General features: G+C 67.0%; 14 protein-coding genes. 6 read left to right on the top strand and 8 right to left on the bottom strand.

Features of this window, described 5'->3' with window-relative positions; translation table 11 throughout:
- Positions 1–6: 6 nt before the first annotated feature.
- The 4 genes from AC1DW8_RS16540 to AC1DW8_RS16525 all read right to left on the bottom strand — a co-directional run bounded on the left by AC1DW8_RS16540 (position 7) and on the right by AC1DW8_RS16525 (position 3,428).
- The gene (locus AC1DW8_RS16540) at positions 7–600 is read right to left on the bottom strand and encodes a class I SAM-dependent methyltransferase (RefSeq protein ID WP_478095216.1); all 594 of its coding nucleotides are present in this window, start codon (positions 598–600) and stop codon (positions 7–9) included.
- A complete protein-coding gene (locus tag AC1DW8_RS16535; RefSeq protein WP_478095215.1) occupies positions 597–1,517 on the bottom strand; it encodes a glycosyltransferase in 921 nt (306 codons plus the stop codon). Before AC1DW8_RS16535 ends, AC1DW8_RS16540 begins: the two co-directional genes overlap by 4 nt.
- A complete protein-coding gene (locus tag AC1DW8_RS16530) occupies positions 1,514–2,002 on the bottom strand; it encodes a GtrA family protein (RefSeq protein ID WP_200959133.1) in 489 nt (162 codons plus the stop codon). The genes AC1DW8_RS16535 and AC1DW8_RS16530 overlap by 4 nt, the downstream gene beginning before the upstream one ends.
- A 343-nt stretch (positions 2,003–2,345) precedes the next feature.
- Positions 2,346–3,428 (bottom strand): acyltransferase family protein, encoded by a 1,083-nt coding sequence (locus AC1DW8_RS16525; protein ID WP_478095214.1) that lies wholly within the window; start codon positions 3,426–3,428, stop codon positions 2,346–2,348.
- A 409-nt stretch (positions 3,429–3,837) separates the two neighbouring features.
- On the opposite strand from AC1DW8_RS16525, the gene AC1DW8_RS16520 reads away from it, so the two are divergent.
- Complete coding sequence (locus AC1DW8_RS16520; protein ID WP_478095213.1) at positions 3,838–5,325, top strand: hypothetical protein; 1,488 nt, start codon at positions 3,838–3,840, stop codon at positions 5,323–5,325.
- Positions 5,326–5,519: 194 nt separating this feature from the next.
- Here the strand turns inward: AC1DW8_RS16520 and AC1DW8_RS16515 are convergent, their stop codons facing one another.
- The 4 genes from AC1DW8_RS16515 to AC1DW8_RS16500 all read right to left on the bottom strand — a co-directional run bounded on the left by AC1DW8_RS16515 (position 5,520) and on the right by AC1DW8_RS16500 (position 8,847).
- Positions 5,520–6,542, bottom strand: a complete 1,023-nt coding sequence (locus AC1DW8_RS16515; RefSeq protein WP_478095212.1) for an NAD-dependent epimerase/dehydratase family protein — start codon at positions 6,540–6,542, stop codon at positions 5,520–5,522.
- A complete protein-coding gene (locus tag AC1DW8_RS16510; RefSeq protein ID WP_478095211.1) occupies positions 6,539–7,294 on the bottom strand; it encodes a glycosyltransferase family 2 protein in 756 nt (251 codons plus the stop codon). The genes AC1DW8_RS16515 and AC1DW8_RS16510 overlap by 4 nt, the downstream gene beginning before the upstream one ends.
- A complete protein-coding gene (locus AC1DW8_RS16505) occupies positions 7,291–8,472 on the bottom strand; it encodes a nucleotide sugar dehydrogenase (protein ID WP_056773976.1) in 1,182 nt (393 codons plus the stop codon). Before AC1DW8_RS16505 ends, AC1DW8_RS16510 begins: the two co-directional genes overlap by 4 nt.
- A gap of 132 nt (positions 8,473–8,604) precedes the next feature.
- Positions 8,605–8,847: a hypothetical protein gene (locus AC1DW8_RS16500; RefSeq protein ID WP_056773980.1), complete on the bottom strand. Its 243-nt coding sequence runs from the start codon at positions 8,845–8,847 to the stop codon at positions 8,605–8,607.
- Between the two features lie 332 nt (positions 8,848–9,179).
- Here AC1DW8_RS16500 and nhaA point away from each other — a divergent pair, with 332 nt between their 5' ends.
- From nhaA to AC1DW8_RS16475, 5 genes are all read left to right on the top strand, one after another.
- The gene (gene nhaA, locus AC1DW8_RS16495; protein WP_478095210.1) at positions 9,180–10,553 is read left to right on the top strand and encodes a Na+/H+ antiporter NhaA; all 1,374 of its coding nucleotides are present in this window, start codon (positions 9,180–9,182) and stop codon (positions 10,551–10,553) included.
- Positions 10,554–10,652: 99 nt separating this feature from the next.
- Positions 10,653–11,204, top strand: coding sequence for a phage holin family protein (locus AC1DW8_RS16490; protein ID WP_056773985.1), 552 nt, complete (start codon positions 10,653–10,655; stop codon positions 11,202–11,204).
- A gap of 22 nt (positions 11,205–11,226) precedes the next feature.
- A complete protein-coding gene (locus tag AC1DW8_RS16485; RefSeq protein WP_478095209.1) occupies positions 11,227–12,138 on the top strand; it encodes an alpha/beta fold hydrolase in 912 nt (303 codons plus the stop codon).
- 1 nt (position 12,139) lies between these two features.
- Positions 12,140–12,967, top strand: coding sequence for a serine hydrolase (locus AC1DW8_RS16480; protein ID WP_478095208.1), 828 nt, complete (start codon positions 12,140–12,142; stop codon positions 12,965–12,967).
- 316 nt (positions 12,968–13,283) lie between these two features.
- Positions 13,284–14,914 (top strand): hypothetical protein (locus AC1DW8_RS16475; RefSeq protein ID WP_478095207.1); only part of this gene is annotated, 1,631 nt, incomplete at its 3' end.

Here is a 14,914-nt window from a genome sequence, read left to right as displayed (position 1 = left end):
AGCCCGTCAGGCCCTCACGGCCCTGACGCAGAACTCGTTGTAGATGAAGAACTTGCCGGCGCGCCGCGGGAACGGGAAGCTCCACGACCGCTCGGGCTTCAGCCCCACGGCTCTGGCCAGGTCGACGAGCTCAGACCCGCTGGCGAACCACACGTGTGTCGGGTCCGAGGCATAGCCCCGTTCCTGCGGACAGATGAAGAAGACGGTGCCGCCCGGCCTCAGATACGGAAGGTACTTCCGAAGCAGGCCCTCGGCGTCAGACCGTTCCATGTGCTCTACGACGTGCGCGAGCAGGATGGAGTCGTAGCCCTCGAGCGAGGCCTTGTCGCTCGCCATGAACGCGTCGACGGTCATGGCATCGAAGCCCAGCCCCCGCGCATACGCCACAGCGGCCTCGTTGTGGTCGACCCCGACCGAGCCCGGGCCGAGCGTGCGGAGATTCCTACCGATGCCACATCCGACCTCAAGGGTGCGACCGAGGCGCTGGCGTCGCAGGTGGAGCTGGTAAGGCAGTTGCACGGGGATGACACGCTTCCACCACACCCGCTGCGCATGCTCGAGCCGGTCTGCGTAGTCACGCGCTGCGGTGTCTCCGCTCATTCGGCGCCCAGGCCCGCGACCGGGACGGAAGCCGGCTGGGGCGACACCTGTAGCTCGATCGGAGCCAGGGGCGTACGCAACTCACGGGCCAGCGAGAAGTAGGCGAGCCTTCGGGCGTACGCAAGAGCTTTCGCCTTCGCGCGCCCTCGAGCGAGATCCGTCCGAGACAGCAGGTCGGGACACGAGGCGGCGAGGTCACGGTGGAAGGCCACGACCTGACGGTACTGGTTGCGGGCCAACGCGTGGCTCCACTGGCTGTCGCTCAGCCGGAACGACGCGAGCGGCTCCTCCAAACCCACGAAGGTGCCTCGCATGAGCACCTTGGAGTACGTGTGCTGGTCGAGGACGTACGAGTGGGTGCCGTCCCAGCCCCCGACCGCTTCGAGGCTGGACCGGCACAGGAGGACGCAGGCAGGTTCCCCGAACGTGTTGGTGCCCGACTGCACGGCCTGTCGCACTGCTGCCCGTCCGGAGAGCTCGCCCAGCATCCTGGGCAGCCCCCAGGACCGCAGCACCATGTCACCCCTGGCCGTGACGACGTCCCGCCGGGAAGCGACCATGACCGCGCGGGGGTGTGACTGCATCGCGGCCACCTGCCGCTCGAGGCACTCCGGCGCGAGGAGGTCGTCACCGCAGACGAGCTTCAGGTATCTGCCGGTTGCCGCTCGGGTGGCGTTGTCCCAGTTGTCATGCGGATGGTCCGTGCGCGGCATCTGCAGGAGATGGACGCGGGGGTCGGACGCGAAAGGATGGAGCAACTCCCACGTGCCGTCGGTGCTCGAGTGGTCACTGACGATGAGCTCGAAGTCGGCGAACGTCTGCGACAGGATCGAGCGCATCGTATCGCGGACGAACGCGGCGTTGTTGTACGTCGGGACGACGACGGAGACCAGGGGCCGTGGCAGCTCCGCACTCACGCTGCGACCTCGTTGCGGTGGAAGCTGAAGCGGCTGTGACCCAACCAGCTGACGAACGCGTTGAGCGTCGTGATGCCGGCCTGGGCGACGAGAACCGGCAGCCCCGCGACCTCGACGGCGAGGGGCAGCAGGACTGCATTGATGCCGAGTGCCACGAGGTAGACCGACTCGAAGCGCCAGAGGTCGCGCAGCACCGACCCCGACACCTGGAAGACGAGACGTCGGTGCGTCATGAACGCGAAGAGGACCGTTGTGATGTGCGCGAGGACGAGCGTCCACATGTAGCCGAAACGCACACCGACGAGGTACTGGTAGGCCACGAAGCACCCGAAGCCAAAGGCGGTGTTGAGCGCGCCGGTAAGGACGAACTTCACGCGCTTGTCGGCGAGAGCCCGCCGGCCAAGAGCCGCCAGCCGGTCGACCGGCCTCATGGCAGCAGGTCGCACGACAAGGACCTCCACCCCGCTGTCCGCCTGTGCCGTCATGTGCCCTCCCCAGAGCCGGAGACGCTCCCCTAGTCGGCGTCCACCGCCGCCCAGCATGCCTTGCCGTGTCCGCTACGTCCGCGAAATCAGAAACTTCTGTCGCGGCGGCCCACTCAGCGGCGACCGATACCGGGAACAGAACTGTTCGTGACACGCCGACCAGGTCTGGCCCATCTTTATGCGGGGGTCTTGGAGTAGGCCGGATGCCGGAACTGCCGACCGCTCCGACCTGCGAGCCGAGGAGCGCGCATCTCGGTTGGCGGGCCAATGGCCGAGAAATCACGGTCGGCTGAGCGTCCGGACCTACTAGAGGAGAACCAGGCGGAGATGCGTGACTCCATGATCAATCTGGACCGAGGACACGAGCCCGCCCGCGGAGCGATTGACGGACCCCCTGCAAGCTCGACATCGGCGCTGTCCGTCGCAACCCCAGGGCGGGTTTTTCGACGAGCCGCCAAGATAGCCATGCCAAGGTTGCCGAGAGACCGACAGCGCAGATGGCGAGTAGCGGCACACCAACCTGACTTACACCTACGGCGACGAGAAGTTGCTGCACCGGGAAGGCGTACACGTACATCCCGTACGAGACGTCGTTGACCGATCCGAACCTGATCGGCAGATCGCATGCCAACCACAAAAGGAGATAGGCCAGCGCCAATGGGGCGATCGCCAGATACCAAGAGGCGCCCGCGAAGTAGACCAACGGCACAGCGAGCATGCAGAGGGCTGCGATTCGACCAGAGAATGGAACGCGGTCACCTGCGAGTCGAAGTAGCGCGCCTGCGGCAAAGAAGGAGCCAAGACGGACCGGCGCGACACCAAGGGTTTCGATACCGAAGCCAAATCGGAGTACGGCCATCGCGGTCAGCCCGGCCAGCACCAAAGCCATCGCACGAGCTCTGAACCACGCCAAGGCCAGAACCATCCCGACGATCACATAGCAGCCAAACTCGTAACCAAGGGTCCACAGCGAGCCGTTCCACTGGTCCGGCATCGGCGCTGAGGCGAGCGTATCCCCGATGGCCCAACCGCCATGGTTGAGCGCCAGATTACGAATGACGTAGGCCACACCATCCCCAATGTCGAACGACTTCCCCGTAGATAGCGTTGACAACGGTGCAATCACGAACGCTGTCACGATCAGGCAGACCCACAGGCCGGGGAAGATGCGAAGTGCCCGTCGCCACACAAACGATCCGAACGTCAATCGGAGTCGGCTCTGAGTGATGAGGTACCCCGAGACCGCAAAGAAGCCATCAACCGCGAAGCTTGGGACGTAGGTCATAGTTCGCCCAACGGCAAGATCCCACGAGTGACCAAGGATGACCAGAGTTGCTAGCCCGAGCCGGACCGCATTAAGTGCGTTGTCCCGGGACTCCAGACCTAACCAACCCGCCGTCCCCCCAGGTGCCCCTGTCGATCGCATTGCCACAGGATGCCGCGCGATTGCACTTCCGTCCGTGGAACGGAGAAACACGGGTGGCCGACCAACACAGATAGACCAACCTCTGGGCGGCGATGACGGTTCAGAACGCCAGTCGGCGTGCGACTGCCTCGTTGCGGAGCCCATTTCAAGAGAGCGAGCCCGAAGGCGTGCATGGCGGGGTCGAGCGGCGCGACCCGAGCCACCAGGATTGGCAGCGCGAGTGCACTGAGGATGCGCGCCCTCACTACGCCGCACTGACAGACTCACGCGAGCCGACCTCTATCACTGACGGTCACGCGCAGCATCCGCGAACAAGTGCTGCCCTTGTGCGGCAGGTGAGCCTTCACCACCTTCGCGGTGTGGATCTTGTATTTTCTGCGAAGCAGAACGCCAACCCAGGAACGGAAACATGAGCAACGCACCAGCGTTCCCAGCGGTCGAGCGGCGCGACCAGCTCTTGGTCATCGGCATCATCGCCTTTGGAACGGCGATCCGGATACCCCAGCTGGGGCACCTTCTCTACGAGTCACATTCGTTCCGACAGACACAGACCGCGATGGTCGTCCGCGAGTACGGCCGGCACGGCGTCGACCTACTCACCACTCCCCTGCCCGTGTTCGGCCCAGGGGCAGACGTCCCCTTCGAGCTCCCGTTGTTCCAGGCCGTGGCCGCGCTCCTCACACACACCGGCCTGACCGTAGACATGTCCACCCGACTGGTGGGACTGATGTCGTTTCAGCTCGCGGCGCTGCTGCTGTGGGTCTTGGTTCGTCGCTGGCACTCCACACGAGCAGCCCATGTCGCCCTCGCGCTCATGCAGGTGTTGCCGTTTGCCCTTGCCTGGGGGGCGGCCGCGCTGATCGAGTTCAGCGCAGTTGCGTTCGGGCTCGGCATGGTGCTGGCCGTCGACACCTACCTGCGCCGGGGTGGCCCTGTCCCCCTACTCTCGGGCTCTGCGGCCGCGTGGGCCTGCGCGCTCGTCAAGGTCACGACCTTGGTGCCTTGGTCTCTGCTCCTAGTCGGTGCCACGCTCGCCGTCGTGCGTACTCGTCAGGGCGTCACCCGGGCTGCCACTGCTGCCATCATCGGCCCGGGTCTCGGCCTGTGCCTCGCGGTCGGGTGGAGCCGGTACGCGGACGCGGTCAAGACCTACAACCCGGCAACCCGGTGGCTCACAAGCGGAGAACTCGTCGAGTGGAACTTCGGCACCGTCGCCAGCCGACTGTCTCTAACCGCAAACCGAGAGCTTGCATCCCACGCTTTCCTCGAGGTCGGCGGACCTCTGGGACTGGGAGTCGCGATCGCTCTGGTCGGCCTACTCTTCGGCGTGGGCTCTGCCTGGCACCGGGCGGGCCTGCTTCTCACGGTCGCCAGCGGACCAGCCATCCTTTTCAACCTCTACATCGTCCACTCCTATTACTGGGTGGCAGTCTTTCCAGCACTTGTCGCTCTCATGGCCCTTGGGCTAGAAGCGGTCGCCGAACGCCTTCGTTACAACAGTGCGAGTCCGAATCGAGCCGTGGCCCTCCTTGCCGCACTCCTTGCGCTAGGTGCTGCGGCGGTGAGCCCGGGTCCACAGGAGTTCGGCCAGTTCGCCCGAGCCAACGCGGTGCCTGAGCTAGCACAGGCCCTCGCCGCGCGCACCGCCCCCGACGCGAACGTCCTCGTCATCGGCTGCACCTGGGATCCCAGCCTGCTCTACGCGGCCGACCGGAAAGGGTTCATGGTCGTCGACACTTCGCAGGATGCCAAGCCGCCAGCTACGGAGATGCCGCGTTATGCCCTCCTCGTACGCTGTGACATCTCCCTGAACCCAGCGTCCTACCTGCCGCCCGGCTGGAGAGCGACGCCCACCGCCGATCCGGCGTTCTTCAGTCTCGAGCGCGCTACGTCCTGATGGGGCGCCGGTCCCCTAACTCATCCTGAGACCTATGCGCGATCAGGATCATTCCAGCGCCGACACACATCGACGCAGATCAGATGTCACCTATCCGTGCAGCAGACCCCAATCTGCTCGTCGGACAGTTCAGCGTCTGAGAAGCGGGCCTCGCAGGTGGCCTTGAGGTAGTCGGAGTCCGTTGTGCCGTCCTGTTAGAGGATCCCAGACGCCACGGCCGAGCGGATCCATGGAATGGTCTCGTCGAGCATGTCGCTGAGGGTGGTCGTCGCCTCGAACCCCAGGACCTGCTTCGCCTTGTCGACGCAGGGCACACGCTTCTGGACGTCGTGCTCGAACGCCACGTCATGCACCAGCGTCATCGGTCGCTCACCGTTCACCTTGGTCCAAATCTCCTGGGCCAGCTCGGTCACAGTTGTCCCGGCCGCGGTCGAGAGGTTGAAGTCCTCGTTGGTCGCCTTAGGGTCGCCGACCGCTGCGACGATGCCACGCGCGAGGTCGCCGCCGTAGGTGTAGTGCCGAACCTGCCTGCCGTCGCCGAGGATGTGGAGGGGGTCCTGCCCCTTGATGACCTTCTGCACGAGGTCAGGGACGACGTGGCTCATGGCCAGCGGGACGTTGCCCGACCACACCTCGAGGTCAGCGAGGGCACGGCGCTCACCGATGCCGACGCAGTTGAAGGGCCGCAGGATGGTGAAGGGCAGCTCGTACTGGTCCCAGGCGGCCTGCGCAAAGTACTCGACGGCGAGCTTCTGGAAGCCGTAGCTCGACCGCGGGGGCGGGACGAGTCGCTGGTCGCCCTCAGCCGAGGGCCAACGGTCCGTCGACTCGAAGACCATCGACGACGACAGGTAGGTGACCTTTTGCAGCGGCGCGCCCTCACGTCGGACGGAGATGGCCGCGTCGCACGTCGACGCGATGATCCGTTCGTTCTGGGCGAGGAGGTCGTAGGCGTACTTGTGGAAGTACGTGATGCCGCCGATGAGGGCCGCTCCCGCGATGACGTGGTCTACGTCGCCCATGAGTCGACGCATCAGGTCCGTGTCCTGCACGTCTCCTTCGACGAAGGAGTAGCGCTCGTGGTCGTCGTAGGAGTGTCGGACCGGACCGTACTTCGAGTAGTTGTCGATACCCACGACGTCCCAGCCCTGCTTGAGCAGCTCCTGCACGACGTAGCCGCCGATGAAGCCGGCGGACCCCGTGACCAAAACCTTCATCGTGAACCTCTCACGTTGGAGCTGACCCGAGCGCGCACGCTCTCCTGCGGGACAGCCGGACCGAAGGCAAAGGCATACCAGTAGAGGTACTTCGGCAGCCAAGCCCGGATCTTGAAGTTCGACGCCCCGACCTCCCGGTCCAGCCAGATCGTCGGGATCTCCGCCACCGGCCGTCGTGCCCGACGAGCCTTGGACACCAGCTCGATCGCGATCTCGAAGCCTGATCGTGAGTCGATCCCGACTTCCCGGACGAAGGCCGTGTCGTATGCCTTGAAGGCGTTCGTCACGTCGCGCGTGCCGACGCGTGCCAGCAGGTTGAGACTCCGCCCTGCGGTCTCCGACATGAGCCGCTTGCCGACAGGTCCGCCCCTCTGTGCTCCACCCGGCATGTAGCGCGATGCGGACGCGACGACGAAGCCCCGCTCCACGAGGCGCACCAGGTCGTCGATGACGCGGACGTCGTCAGAGCCGTCAGCCATGGTCACGACCACGCATGGCGCCTGCGCCTGGTCGACGCCGTAGCGGATGGCGTTGGCGGGTCCACGGCCGTAGTCCTGCACGACGACCCGGGCATGCGGCATACGGCTGACTTCTTCGCGGGCCGCCGCGATGGTCGTGTCGGACTCGGAGTCGACCACGACGAGGATCTCGTGGGACAGCGAGACTGTGTCGTCGATACGTCGGAGGGCCGTGACGATGGACTCGTGTTCGTTGTAGGCAGGCAGGACGATCGTGGCTCGAGGAGCCGTCATACGAGGGTTCCGTTCCCCTGCAGGTCCCAGACATCGACGACAGGCTTGTCGGTGAAGAGCGCCTTGTACTCCGGGTGGGGAGCGCCGATTACGAGGATGTCGGCCTGGTCGAGGACGACGTCGAGCGGGCTGAGCGCCAGATCGCTCGTGACGTACGGGTCGCTCGTGAGCACTCGCTTGGCCCTGAAGCGCAGGGTGCGCTTGAGCTTGTAGGACAGGCTCGAACGTGAGTCGTCGGACCCTGCCTTGAAAGCCATTCCGAGGATGCCGACGGTCATGTTCTCGAGGTCGAACCGCGCGGCAAGTCGGTCCACCACGTAGAGGGGCATGCCCTCGTTCACGAGCATGGCCGAATGGCCGAGCGCAAAGGTGTTCTTGGCAAAGGCGGACAGCTGCATGGCGTCCTTGAAGAGACACGGACCAGCGGCAAATCCCGGGCCGGGGAGATCAGCAGCGCGGGGATAGTCGAACGTGATGGCCTCGCGAATCCGTGCGAAGTCGAGACCGGCGTCGTTGGCCATCTCCCAGAACTGGTTGGCTGCCGCGAACTTGATATAGCGCCAGGTGTTGGTGAAGAGCTTGGCGAGCTCGGCCTCCTCCGGCGTCACGATCATGCACTGGACGTCGAGGTGGTCGAAGACGGCAGTGGCTCGCTCAGCGCCCTCGAGCGACATGGCGCCCACGATCTGCGGCAGGGTGCGCAGCTCGCGGAGCGCATGCCCCTCGAGGATGCGCTCGGGGCAGAAGACGACCGGCGCCTTCACGCCGCGTTCCTCGAGCATGCGACCGACCGACCTCGTCACCCCCGGATAGATCGTGCTGCGCAGCATGACGAGCTGATCGTCGTTCAGGTAGGGCAGGCACTCCTCGATGGCACCGACGACCGCGTTGGGGTCGGGGTTGAGGTGGTCGTCGACCGGCGTGCCGATCACGACGACGACGACGTCCACGTCGGCGATGGCGCGAGCATTCGTCGTCGCAGAGAACCGGCCGGCGGCGCGAACCGCGAGGAGGGTGTCGTCAGCGCCCTCCTCCTGGAAGGGCATGACTCCCGAGTTGACCCGGGCGACCGCCTCGGCGTCAGTGTCCAGCGCCACGACGTCACAGTCCGCGGCCGCGAGCACCAGCCCCAAGGGCAGACCCACATGGCCGCAACCCCCAACGATGCAGATACGCATTCGTCCCCCTGAATCTCCCTGTAGAGGGATATTCAGCCCCTCAGCGGTGGAGTATTTCCCAGAGGTACTGCGGCGCGCAGGAGAATGCGGAGAATCGTGACGGCACAGAGGCGCGAACCGTCACGCGGACGCTCAGTGCGCTGCCTTGCGCCGCCGGAAGAGCGTGGTCACCCGAGAGCCACGGTGGGCGGCGGCCATCGACCGCGCAGCCTCGTCCTCACGCAGCTGCTGGAGCAGCGTCTTGGGCTTCGGCGGCGGCCAGTCCTGGGCGCGCGGGTCCTTGGTGTCCATGTAGTACTCGGTCCACCCGTAGTCGTCGCGGTAGCGCAACGTGCCATCGCCGACGTAGTACCAACCCGCTGGCTTGTCGTTCATCGTCAAACCCCCATAACACTCACCCATGTGGGAGCCCCCCTCCCGAGCCATAATCTACGGCTGCCAACCGGCCGAATCCACCGATGTCTAATTAGTCCGATTTGACCGTGGCGCAGCGCGTTCCGTCCTGCGGCGCCGGCCGCCCGGCCACCTTCGGACCTCTGCATGCCACGCCGCCACCTCCGGCTCCCGGACGCCTCCCGTAAGGCCTCCCGGGCCGGCGGTCGCCGCCTCGCTAGAATCGAGGCGGCTCACGGCGACGACGCGAGTGGCCATGGTGTGCCGGGAAGTCTGGTCGGCGTCCCATGACCCATCCCCCGAAGGGACCCCAGGTGAGCGACCACGACCCCACCACGACCCCGCCGACACCCCCTCGAGACAGCGCCGGCAACCGGCTGCTCGGCCGAGGCAGCTGGCGTGAGGCCCGCTACGTCGCCGACCTCCTGCGCGCGGAGACGGTCGGCGGCGCGATCCTCCTCGCCGCAGCCGTGGCCGCCCTCGTCTGGGCGAACTCGCCGTGGCGCGACGGTTACGCCGCCCTGCGTGACACCGTCATCGGCCCGCATGCGCTGCACCTTGACCTGTCGCTGGGGACGTGGGCGGCCGACGGGCTGCTCGCCGTCTTCTTCCTCGTCGCCGGCATCGAGCTCAAGCGCGAGTTCGTCGCGGGCGATCTGTCGGACCGACGCAAGGCGGCACTGCCCATCGCAGCCGCGGTCTGCGGCGTCGCGCTGCCCGCGATCCTGTTCGTCGTCACGGCCACGCTGATGAGCCGGGGCGACAGCGCGAGCGAGCTCAGCGGCATACTCCGTGGCTGGGCCGTCCCGACGGCCACCGACATCGCCTTCGCGCTGGCGGTGCTCGCCGTCATCGGCACGCACCTGCCGAGCGCGCTGCGCTCGTTCCTGCTGACCCTCGCCGTCGTCGACGACCTCATCGCGATCACGATCATCGCCGTCTTCTACACCGACACGGTCAGCTTCCTCTGGCTGCTCGCCGCGATCATCCCCCTGGCCGCGTGGCGCCTGCTCCTCAAGCGCAAGATCACCAACCCGCTCATCCTCGCGATCCCGGCCCTGCTCGCCTGGGTCTTCGTCCACTCCAGCGGCGTCCACGCCACCGTGGCCGGCGTCCTGCTCGGGCTCCTCGTCCCGGTCAACCGCGAGGTGGAGGACGACCCCGACCGCCACTCGCTCGCGGAGCGCATCGAGCACAAGATCCGTCCGTTCTCCGCGGGCTTCGCGGTGCCCGTCTTCGCGTTCTTCGCTGCCGGGGTCACGGTCGTCGGCGGCGGGTTCGGCTCCGCACTCGGTGACGCAGCCGCAGTCGGCGTTGTCGTCGGGCTCGTCGTCGGCAAGACGGTCGGCGTCCTCGGCGGCACCTGGGCGGTCGCCCGCTTCACCCGAGCCGAGCTCGACGAAGACCTGGCCTGGACCGACGTCCTCGGGCTGTCAGTGCTCTCGGGCGTCGGGTTCACGGTCAGCCTGCTCGTCGGGGAGCTCGCATTCGGCAACGGCTCGGAGCGCGACGACCACGTCAAGCTCGCCGTCCTCTGCGGCAGCGTCATCGCCGCGCTGCTCTCGAGCGTCGTGCTCCGGGTGCGCAACCGGCACTACCGGCTCGTGGAGGCCCGGGAGACCGCGGACCGTGACCACGACGGCGTGCCGGACGTCTACGAGACCGAGGGACGACTAGATCGGGCGTGATGGTGCCTGCCGTGCACGTTCGGGTAGGGACTGCGCAGTAGGGTTGCATCTGGTAGGCGCGACCGCGCAGTCACCGACGATCACCGAGGAAGTGAGCCGATGAGCACGGATCCCCGGCAGGAGCGGACACTCGGCCAGCTGGTCGCGTCCGCGACACAGGACATCTCGACGCTGGTCCGTAGCGAGATCGCCCTGGCCAAGGCTGAGGTCTCGGTGCAGGTCAAGAAGGCCGGAGTTGGCGGCGGCCTGCTCGCCGGAGCGGCCGTCATCGTCTTCTACTCGGTCTACTTCCTCTTCACGACGCTCGCCGAAGGCATCCAGGCCCTGGGACTGCCGCGCTGGGCGAGTTTCCTCATCGTCACCGTCTTCATGCTTCTCGTCGCGGCCGTCCTCGGCCTGCTCGGCGTGAGGAAGATGAAGACGGTCGAACCCACCCCGGCGAAGACCATCGCCGAGGCTCAGGAGACGGTCGAGGCGATCAAGTCGGCGGTAGAGCACCCGGGCACGACGGTGCCGGCCCCGCGCCCCGAGTGGGACCGCCCCGGCCTCCCGGCCACCGTGCCGGCCGACACCACTGCTCCCATCACTCCCGCCGCGCCGCCGAGCAACGGGAGCGCGCCGACCACGCCTGACCCGTCTCGCGACGCCTGACCCGGGACCACCAGCCACACCCATGTCCGTCGACGCTGCCTTCGTCAACATCGACGGTCCGTGGGAGCACCGCTACGTCTCCGCGAACGGCGCCCGCTTCCACGTCGCCGAGCTGGGCGACGGCCCGCTGGTGCTGATGCTGCACGGCTTCCCGCAGTTCTGGTACGTGTGGCGCGACCAGATGGTCGCCCTGGCCGACGCCGGCTACCGCGTCGCCGCCATGGACCTCCGTGGCTACGGCGGATCCGACAAGCCCCCGCGGGGCTATGACACCTACATGGCGACCCTCGACGCCGCCAGCGTCATCCGCGCCCTCGGGGAGAAGGACGCCGTCGTCATGGGTCAGGGCCTCGGCGGCTGGATCGCGTGGTGCATGCCGATCCTGCGACCCGACGTCACCCGCGCCATCGCGTCGCTGTCGATGCCACACCCGCGGATCCTGCGGCACGCGATGTGGTCCAACGCCAAGCAGCGTCGGGCCTCGTCGTGGATCGCCGGCCTGCAGAAGCCGTTCGTGCCGGAGCGCGAGATGGCGAAGTCGCACGACTACGTCGAGGACCTCCTCCGCTCGTGGTCCTCACCCTTCGGCAGCTTCCCGACGCCCGAGGACGTCTCGCGCTACGGCGACGCCATGATGATCCCGTTCGTGGCCCACTCCGCCGCCGAGCACTACCGCTGGCTCGGCAGGTCGGCCGTGCGCCCCGACGGGCCGCTCTTCATGCGCCGCATCCGGCACGCGATCCGAGTGCCGGTGCTCCAGCTCCAGGGCAGCGACGACGGCTGCGTCATCGCCGCCGCCACCCACGGGTCGGGCGCCTTCGTGCCCGGCGACTACCGCCATGTCAAGGTCCCCGGCGCCGGCCACTTCCTCACCGAGGAAGCCCCCGACGAGGTGAACGCCGCCCTCCTCACGTGGCTCGGAACCCTTGGCTGACATGGAGCTCGAGCTTCCCGACGCCGGCGGCGTCACGTGGTCGGTGTGCGTCCGTGACGGCTTGGGTACGCCGTTGGCTTCCGCTGCGGCCGACGTGCCGTTGCGCACGGCGTCCGTCGGCAAGGTCCTGCTCCTCGTGGAGACGGCCCGGCTCATCGCCGCCGGCGACCTCTCCCCCGACGAGCCACTCACCCGCTCGGTCGACCTCTGGGTCGGCGACTCCGGACTCTGGCACACGCTCTCGGTCGAGACGCTCCCCCTCATCGACGTCGCTGCCCTCGTCGGCGCCGTCTCCGACAACCTCGCGACCAATGTCCTGCTCCGGCGGGTCGGGCTCGCCGAGGTCGCGGCCCGCGCCACCTCCCTCGGCCTGCGTGCAACCGCCCTGCACGACCGCGTTCGAGACGTCCGTGGCGCCGACCACCCGGCCACCTTGTCGACAGGCAACGCAACCGAGCTGAGCCGGTTGATGGCCCGCCTCGCCTCCGGCACTGCCGCCGGCCCGGACGCGGACCGCCTGGTGCGCCAGTGGCTTTCGGCCAACGTCGACCAGTCGATGGTCGGCTCGGCGCTCGTCGAGCAAGGTGGCCTAGATCCGATCGCCCACCACTCCTCGCTGGGCCTGCCGACGACGTTCTGGAACAAGACCGGGACGGACGCCGGGGTGAGGGCCGACGTCGGAGCTGTGACGTCGGCCGACCGGACGATCACCTGGGCCGCGGTCGCCAACTGGGACCCCTCCCCCGGCACGACGCTCGACCACCTCACGGTCTGGGCCGTCCTGCGCGGGATGCGCCACATCGGCGAGCAGGTCCTCACACAGCTCTGACGGTTCCCGGTGGGCCATCGGTGCGTGAACCGAAGCAACCGAGAGCAGACCGCGTCGATCTGAGGCAGTTGTCCCTCACTGAACGTCAACGACGGCGTCGTTGCGCGTGGGTTTCGGAGCGACTTCGGGGGACTTTGTCTCCCCACCGTATGACAAACCAGCCTAATTCGGACACAGCGAATTCTTATGGGCCCCAAAGGAACCCGGAAATGGGGATTCCGCAGACACATCGGTCGGGGCCGACCTAGTTTGTGCCTCACGTCGAGTCGCGGGGGCGAAGGTGTCGACGCTCTAAAGGGGAGAGGGACCCACCACCATGGCAACACGCCGACTTCTTGCTGCCCTAGCGGCAGCAATCACACTCACGGCCGCAGGCGCTCAAGCCGCACTGGCCGACGATGTCACCAACACTCTCGACGCGACGGTCGACTCCACTGCGGAGGTCATGACGCTCAACGCTGGCGGTGCCACTGGAAGCACGACGCTCGTTGTCAACCCGACCAACGGGGATGGCAAGAACGGCTGCAACCTGACGTCCTCGAGCACACTCGTGTTGTCGGTGAGCTCGAGCAGCGCAGCAGTGGCGGCGGTCTCGCCGTCCAGCGTGACCTTTGACAGTTGCGGTGCAGTACGGGTTCTCACCATTACACCCAAGATCGTCGGATCCACCACGGTTTCCTTGGGCCTCACGTCAAACAACACCGACGGAACCTTCAACTTGGTTCCCGCCACCTTCACCGTGAATGTCGCACCCGCGGCACCCTCCAACACGGCTCCCGTCGTCGCGGTCACGGGCGTCTCGGCCGGAGCCGACTACGAGTTCGGCAGCGTGCCCGTAGCTGCATGCTCGTTCACCGACCAGGAAGATCCGTCTCGAAGCTTCGCGGCGGACCTTTCGCCGATCTCCGGGCCCAACGCGAGCGAAGGCATCGGCAGCCAAACCGCCACCTGTAGCGCGTCCGACACCGGAGGCCTCGCTGCGACGGCCAGGTCGACCTACTCCATCGTTCCTGCCGCGACGACCACTACGGTGACTTGCTTGCCCGCGTCGGTCATCTACGACGGCACTGCGAAGAGCCCGTGCTCCGCGACGGTCACCGGGAACAGCCTCAGCGCGACCGTGCCGGTCACGTACTCGACTGACAACACCAGCGTTGGCACGGTCACGGCTTCGGCCACGTACGCCGGCACCGCGACCCAAAGGTCCAGCAACGGCAGTGCGACGTTCGCCATCACGAAGGCGTCGTCCACCACCTCCGTCACGTGCCCCAGCAGCACGCCGTGGACCGGTTCTCCCCTCACGCCGTGTTCCGTCGAGGTGACGGGGGCTGGCGGCCTTCACCTCACGCCTACGCCGTCCTACGCCGCCAACACGGCTGTCGGCACGGCGACAGCGACGTTCAGCTACGTCGGCGACACCAACCACACGGCCAGCAACGACTCCGCAGCCTTCGAGATCGTCCGCGCCGCGAGCCATGTTTCGATCACCTGCGAGCCGGCACAGGTCTACACCGGTCAACTCCTGTCGCCCTGCACGGCCACGGTGACATCCGCCGGTGGTTTCAGCCAGGACGTGCCAGTCTCCTACGGCAACAACACCGCGGCAGGCACGGCCTCTGCGTCGGCGTCGTTCTCCGGTGACGGGACTCACGCCCCGGCCAGTGGCTCGACGACATTCGCCATCGACAAGGCTAACTCCTCGGTGACGATCACGTGCGACCCTGCCACGTACAACGGCGCTGCACTGCAGCCGTGCACGGCGACCGTTCACGGCGCCGGCGTCGTCACCGGCACAGCCACCGCGCAGTACACCGACAACACCAACGCCGGGACCGGCAGCGTCCGGGCAAGCTACGCCGGCGACGCCAACCACTACGACAGCTCCAAGACCGCGTCCTTCACCATCGACAAGGCTGACTCCTTGGTGACAGTGACGTGCGCAGCAGG

It is taken from the genome of Terrabacter sp. P2_E3, from assembly GCF_056403915.1.
The sequence above is the reverse complement of the archived record's forward strand: the minus strand, read 5'-3'. Positions and strand labels throughout refer to the sequence as shown.